7 protein-coding genes are annotated in these 6073 nt (G+C 70.3%); 2 read left to right on the top strand and 5 right to left on the bottom strand.

The genetic code is table 11. From position 1 onward, the window contains the following. Positions 1 to 125: 125 nt before the first annotated feature. The 5 genes from E2651_RS17735 to E2651_RS17715 form a co-directional block, all read right to left on the bottom strand. Positions 126 to 371, bottom strand: a complete 246-nt coding sequence (locus E2651_RS17735) for a hypothetical protein (protein WP_135332125.1) — start codon at positions 369 to 371, stop codon at positions 126 to 128. 87 nt (positions 372 to 458) lie between these two features. Beyond that, the gene (locus E2651_RS17730; RefSeq protein ID WP_245238941.1) at positions 459 to 1178 is read right to left on the bottom strand and encodes a GAF and ANTAR domain-containing protein; all 720 of its coding nucleotides are present in this window, start codon (positions 1176 to 1178) and stop codon (positions 459 to 461) included. A gap of 171 nt (positions 1179 to 1349) precedes the next feature. Then, on the bottom strand, positions 1350 to 1976 hold the full coding sequence (locus E2651_RS17725) for a GNAT family N-acetyltransferase (RefSeq protein ID WP_135332124.1): 627 nt from the start codon (positions 1974 to 1976) through the stop codon (positions 1350 to 1352). A gap of 292 nt (positions 1977 to 2268) precedes the next feature. Further along, complete coding sequence (locus E2651_RS17720) at positions 2269 to 3342, bottom strand: family 2 encapsulin nanocompartment cargo protein polyprenyl transferase (RefSeq protein WP_135332123.1); 1074 nt, start codon at positions 3340 to 3342, stop codon at positions 2269 to 2271. 96 nt (positions 3343 to 3438) lie between these two features. Further along, positions 3439 to 4845 (bottom strand): family 2B encapsulin nanocompartment shell protein, encoded by a 1407-nt coding sequence (locus tag E2651_RS17715; protein WP_135332122.1) that lies wholly within the window; start codon positions 4843 to 4845, stop codon positions 3439 to 3441. A gap of 234 nt (positions 4846 to 5079) precedes the next feature. Here E2651_RS17715 and E2651_RS17710 point away from each other — a divergent pair, with 234 nt between their 5' ends. Both E2651_RS17710 and E2651_RS17705 read left to right on the top strand, forming a co-directional pair. Then, a complete protein-coding gene (locus tag E2651_RS17710; protein WP_135332121.1) occupies positions 5080 to 5328 on the top strand; it encodes a hypothetical protein in 249 nt (82 codons plus the stop codon). Between the two features lie 137 nt (positions 5329 to 5465). Continuing rightward, positions 5466 to 6056, top strand: coding sequence for an N-acetylmuramoyl-L-alanine amidase (locus E2651_RS17705; RefSeq protein ID WP_135332120.1), 591 nt, complete (start codon positions 5466 to 5468; stop codon positions 6054 to 6056). The last annotated feature ends 17 nt before the right edge of the window (positions 6057 to 6073 follow it).

Here is a 6073-nt window from a genome sequence, read left to right as displayed (position 1 = left end):
GAGGAGTCGGATCCGCACCCCGCGAGCCCCACCACCATCAGTCCCGCAACAGCGCAGCCGGTCACGCCCCGCAGCCCCATCCGTCCGTCCCTCCCCAGGCGACACACTGACCTTACAGCCGGGGCCTAGGTCTCGTCGGGTTGCTGCTGCTCCGGTGACTGCTGCTCCGGTGACTGCTGCTTCACGGGTTCGGCGACTTCGTCCACGCACGCCTCGCACTGCGGGTTGTGGCACGGGCCAGGGCCCCACACGGGGACGTACGCCCCGAGCACCTTCCGCCGCTTGATGGCCGTACCGACAGGCCGTCCGCAGGTCGGGCACACCGGCTCGTCCTGCGGGCGGGCGCGGGACCGGCTCCCATCGCTGCCCATACGTCCAGGATATGGCGGTGTGCGCGGGGCGGATAGTCCAGCCGGGGGTCTACTGATCCAGCCGGGGGTCGGCCATGAAGCCCCTCTCTAATTCCCGCCGCCTTTTCGGGGCCGAAACGGACGCATTCCGTCCGTGTCGAACTCCCCGTCCACCACCTGGCGCGCCAGCTCCGAAAGCCGCAGCCGATTCGCCCGCGCATGCCCCCGCAGCGCCGTGAACGCCTCGTCGACCGTGCACTGCCAGCGCTCGGCGAGCACGCCCTTCGCCTGTTCGATGCTGACCCTGCTGCTGAGCGCCGCCTGCAACTGGCCGCGCTCCTCCTCGCTCTGCTCCAGGGAACGCCGCTGCACGATGACGATCGTGGCGACGTCCGCGAGGGCCTGCGCGAGCGCCACCTCGTCGGGGCCCAGCACATCCCCCCGCGCGTGGAAGAGGTTCAGCGCGCCGATGACCTCGCCCCGCAGCCGCAGGGGCAGCACCTGCGCCGTCGAGAACCCGGCCGCCAGCGCGTTCTGGGCGAACTCCGGCCAGACGGCGGACGCCTCCCGGCCGCCGAGGGCGATGTTCGTGTGCGCCGTGCCCGACCGGCAGCAGTCCAGGCTCGGCCCCTGGACCTCCTGCAGGGAGAACAGATCGAGCACCCAGGGCTGCCCGCTGGACGCCGCGCCGAGCCGCAGCCGGCCATCGGGCTCGGCCAGCATGACGCCGGCCGCCGTCGAGCCGAGCAATTCCACACAGCGCACGGTGAGGTTGTGCAGGAACTCGGCGACGTCGAATTCATCGGCCAGGGAGCCAGCCACTTCCACGAGGGCCTCCGCCACAAGTAATGCGCGGGATGCGGTAGTTGAAGTGTCGCCGGATGCGGAACCCGAAGTCTCGCGGGATACGCCGACCAACATCTCGTGAAGCAGTTGGCAGGACATGAGATGCACACCCTTCGTCGCGCCCGCGGACAGCACAGCCGCAATGTAGCGACTTTATGCGAATCGTCGGCTGTCGCGGCCCGAATCGGGCGACTGCGGTTCCCGCCACATCGGCCACATCCGCGGACCGTCCGGCAGATCGATGGCGCTCCCGGTGAAAGCGAATCCCAACCGTGTGTACAGCGCACGACTGCGGCTGCTGCTCGCCTCCAGATAGGCGTGCAGCCCTTCGCGGTCGCACCGGTCGAGTACGCCGTCGATCAGCGCGGAGCCGAGCCCTTCGCCCTGCCGCTCGGGGCGCACGCCGATCATGTGCAGATACTGGTGGGCCCGGTCGGAGGGGTGCGCCTCGGTGGTGAGCCGGCCGATCTCCTCGATCCGCGTGTTCCGCGGATCGACGGCCTCGCGGAGCTGCGCGGGCCCGTCCTCGCCGTCATCGTGCGCACCCGCGGGGACGGACCACCACAGGGCGACGGCCGCGCCGTCCTCCGTGATGTCGACGTACCCCTCGCTCAGCGCCATGTCGAGGAAGGCGGCCATCAGGCCGCTGTGCCTCTCGCGGCGGTACTCCCGGTCGGGAAAGACCCAGCCGCTCACCGGATCGTCCTGGAACGCCGCGTCGAGCAACCGGACCACTTCCGTCCTGTCGCTCTCGCCGGCTCTCCGGATCGCTACTCCCACGGCCCGCCCCTTAACCCCTCGACTGCCCCTCGGCCACGCCCGCCCTGCCACGCTCAACTGCGTGTCCCGCGCCGCCGGTTGCAGCCTAAGTGATCGCGCCCCCGCACATGGCCGGGCCCCGCACCCTGTCCGGATATCGGCGGAGTGCGGGGCCCTGCTGACCTGTCCCTCTGACCTGTCCCTCTGACCTGTCCCTCTGACCTGTCCCTCTGACCTGTCCCTCTGACTCGTCCCTCGCTTGTCGCGCGCCTCGTGGATCTCCTCTCGGTACCTGTGGTTCTCCTCGGTACGTTCAGTGCGTACGCCGTGTCACGAACTCCGCGAGGGCCAGCAGGCCGCCCGCCGCCTCCGGGACCGGCACCGCGCCGGCCAGCTGGTTGACCGCGCGGGACATCCGGTCCGCCGCGTGCAGCAGCGCCCAGTCCCTGCCGCCCGCCGCCTCGACGGCGCGGACCGTGCGGTCCAGGTCGCCCTCGGCGGGCGGCCGCCCGTACAGCTCGGCCAGTTCGTCGGCGGCCGGGGTGCCGGACGCCAGCGCGGCGACCACCGGCAGGGACTTCTTGCGGGCGATGAGGTCGGCACCGGCCGCCTTGCCGGTGCGGCCCGGGTCGCCCCAGATGCCGATCACGTCGTCGATGAGCTGGAAGGCGAGCCCGGCCTCGCGGCCGAACCCGTCGAGCGCGTCCACCTCGGCGCGCCCCGCGCCCGCGTACAGCGCCCCCAGCGCACAGGCGGCCCCGAGCAGCGCCCCCGTCTTGGCCTCGGCCATGGCGAGGCACTCGTCGAGCGTGACCTCGTCGGGGCCCCGGCTCTCCAGCGCGCAGTCCGCGTGCTGGCCCGCGCAGAGCTCCACCACGCAGGAGGAAAGGCGCGCGGCCGCCGCCGATGCCGCTGGGTGCGGGTCCTCGGCGAGCAGCCGAAACGCCAGCGCCTGCATGGCGTCACCGGCCAGGATCGCGTCGGCCTCGCCGAACACGGTCCAGGCGGTGGGCCGGTGCCTTCGGGTGGTGTCGCGGTCCATGACGTCGTCGTGCAGCAGGGTGAAGTTGTGGGTCAACTCCACGGTGGCGGCGGCCCGGACGGCCATCGCCTGGTCCCCGCCGAGCGCCCGCACCGCGGCGAGCACGAGCGCCGGCCTGATGGCCTTGCCCGCGTGCCCCGCGGCCGGTGTGCCGTCCGCGTGCTCCCAGCCGAAGTGGTAGAGCGCGACGCGGCGCATCGATCCGGGCAGCGAATCGACGGCCCGGCGCAGCTCCGGGTCGACGCGGAGCCGCGCCGACGCCAGGATCTCCGCCGCCTCGTGCCCCTCGTACGCATCGGCAGTGCCCTGTGCCATCTCCGTCATGTCCGTCGTCGTGTCCGTCATGGACTCACCCCGGGAAGGATGCGGACGGTGGCGTTTCCTGGGCCTGTGGGCGCGTACGGGGTGGGTCTACCCTGCCGCGCGACCACAGACACGGGCTCACGACCAGCGGCCGATCTCGACGTTCTCCAGTACGCCGAGCGCGTCCGGCACCAGGACCGCCGCCGAGTAGTACGTCGACACCAGGTACGAGATGATCGCCTGCTCGCTGATGCCCATGAAGCGCACCGACAGGCTCGGCTCGATCTCGTCCGGGATGCCCGCCTGGTGGAGGCCGATGACACCCTGCTCCTCCTCTCCCGTACGCATACAGATGATGGAGGTGGTGCGGGCCTCGGTGACCGGGATCTTGTTGCACGGGAAGATCGGTACCCCGCGCCAGGTGGGGATGCGGTTGCCCCCCATGTCGATGGTCTCCGGCACGAGCCCGCGCTTGTTGAGCTCGCGGCCGAACGCGGCGATCGCGCGCGGGTGGGCGAGGAAGAGCTTCGAACCCCGCCTGCGGCTGAGCAGTTCGTCCATGTCGTCCGGGCTCGGCACGCCGTCGTGCGGCTGCAGCCGCTGCTCGTACTCGCAGTTGTGGAGCAGGCCGAACTCGTGGTTGTTGATCAGCTCGTGCTCCTGGCGCTCCTTGAGCGCCTCGACCGTGAGCCGCAGCTGCTGCTCGGTCTGGTTCATCGGCTGGTTGTAGAGGTCGGCCACGCGCGAGTGGACCCGCAGCACGGTCTGGGCGACGCTCAGTTCGTACTCGCGGGGCGCCGCCTCGTAGTCGACGTAGGTGCCCGGCAGCACGGCCTCGCCGACGTGTCCGGCGGAGAGGTCGATGGGCGCCTCGCCGAAGTTGTTCGTCCGCTGGGCCGGGACGGCCCGCAGCCGCTGGAGATGGTCGCCGAGCGAGTCCGCGCGCTCCGCGACCTGGTCGAGGTCCTGGCGGGGCAGCGTGAGCACGGTGCACGCGGTCACCGCGCGGATCGTGTACTCCCAGATGGCCTCCGGGTCGAGCAGGGACTGATCGCCGAAGTAGGAACCGTCGGCGAGCGTCCCGAGGACGGTGTCGTCGCCGTAGGGTCCGGTGCCGATCTTCTCGACCTTGCCGTGCGCGAGCAGGAACGCCTCGTCGGCCTGGCTGCCGAAGGAGGCGATGACCTCGCCGGGGGCGAACTCCCGCTGCTGACAGCGCTGGGCGAGTTCGCCGAGCACCTCGAGGTTCTCGTAGTCCCGCAGGACCGGCAGCTCGCCGAGTTCCGCGGGGATGACCTGGACCCGGTCCCCCGTCTTCACGAACGTGACCCGGCCGTCGCCGACCGAGTAGCTCAGCCTCCGGTTCACTCGATACGTACCGCCCTGCACCTGCACCCATGGCAACGTCCGCAGCAGCCAGCGGGAGCTGATCTCCTGCATCTGCGGCGCGGACTTGGTGGTGGTGGCCAGATTCCGTGCGGCCGAAGTACCCAGACTCTGCTGCGGCTTCGCCTGCTCCGCACGGACCTCTTCGCCTACCGACATTGGCTATGCCCTCCCGATCAAGCGTGATCTGCGCCGACAACACTTGCAGCACGGCGTGTGCCCGCGCCATTACACAAACGAGCGGGAATGGATCACCAAGGACGGGGCAACCCCCGCGTATGGGATGTTCGGGGAACTCCGAGATCCCGGCACCCGTTGAACGAGTGACTTCACAGGCACCACGACGGACACCACCCGCATCAATCGGCAATCGGCAATCGGCAGGAGACGGCAATGGCAGGCTTCCTGGATCGCGCCAAGGAACAGGCGCAGCGGGGACTCAATCAGGGCAAGCAGAAGCTCGACGAAGTCCAGGCGCACCGCGCGGGCGGCGATCTCCTGAAGAAGCTGGGCGCGGCGTACTACGCGCAGCAGCGCGGCACCGGCTCCCCGCAGGACACGCAGCAGGCCCTGCAGGCGCTCGAGGCCCACATCGCGACGCACGGGGACGCGTTTGTGCACGGCGGCGACCACCGCGGCTGACCGAATCGGCTCGCACGGCGCCCGAACAGCCACGGAATACGTCCGAACGGCTGGTCCGGTCACCGTAGTTCCGGTAAAAGCGGACATACGAGACGGTCCGCGACCGGCGGCCGTCGCGCTCCGCGAAGGAGTCAGCCATGGCCCCACCCATGTCCGCGGGCAGGTTTCTCGACGTGCTCAGGGACGAAGGCGTGACGGTCGTCGAAGTCGGCGATTGGGAGCACCACAACCGCAACCACAAGGGCCCGTGGGGCCAGGTGCACGGCGTGATGATCCACCACACCGTCACCTCCGGCAGCCAACGGACGGTGGAGATCTGCCGCGACGGCTACGCGTCCCTGCCGGGGCCGCTCTGTCACGGCGTCATCACCAAGGACGGCCGCGTGCACCTCGTCGGCTACGGCCGCGCCAACCACGCGGGGCTCGGTGACGATGACGTACTGCGCGCCGTGATCGCCGAAAAGAGGCTCCCCCCGGACAACGAGGCGAACACCGACGGCAACCGCCACTTCTACGGCTTCGAGTGCGAGAACCTCGGCGACGGCAAGGATCCGTGGCCGGACGAACAGCTGGAGGCCATCGAGCGGGTCTCGGCAGCCATCTGCCGACACCACGACTGGACGGAACGCTCGGTGATCGGCCACCTGGAATGGCAGCCGGGCAAGATCGACCCCCGCGGCTTCACCATGGACTGGATGAGGGACCGCATCGGAGAACGCCTCAAGTAGCCCCGGCCCGAGGTGCA

The organism is Streptomyces sp. MZ04, assembly GCF_004684775.1.
Lineage (GTDB): Bacteria > Actinomycetota > Actinomycetes > Streptomycetales > Streptomycetaceae > Streptomyces.
This window is presented reverse-complemented; position numbering and strand designations above follow the sequence as displayed.